The sequence below is a fragment of the Pseudoalteromonas sp. S1650 genome (genome assembly GCF_005887195.1).
GTDB classification, from domain to species: Bacteria; Pseudomonadota; Gammaproteobacteria; order Enterobacterales; family Alteromonadaceae; genus Pseudoalteromonas; species Pseudoalteromonas simplex.
The window spans coordinates 1-276 of the sequence record NZ_PNDF01000240.1; the positions used below are offsets into that span (position 1 = coordinate 1).

1 protein-coding gene is annotated in these 276 nt (G+C 44.9%); it reads left to right on the forward strand.

The window, feature by feature from the left end; all coding sequences use genetic code 11:
- Nucleotides 1-276, forward strand: a 276-nt coding sequence (locus CWB80_RS22280) for a BCCT family transporter (RefSeq protein WP_171041584.1), incomplete at both ends; no start/stop codon positions are given.

Below are 276 nucleotides of genomic sequence, written 5' to 3' on the forward strand. Positions count from 1 at the left end.
CCTCGCTTTAACCTTGGGTAATTGGGGCGCCCATGCTTGGGCACTTTATGCAGTATTTGCGCGCGTGCGTGGGGGAGTAACGCAATACAGTGGTAAATCAGGAGATATTTGTGCCCCTGTTTTAACGGCGCTTGGTAATCGCGTTGATAAGTCTGCAAAATTTACTGTGTCGTCTAATGTTAAGTTAATTGCGGTATTCGCTATTTTTATTGGGGTCGTCGGCACCATAGCTAATTCAACTGTATTGATAAGTAAATCCTTAGATCTTGCGTTGGG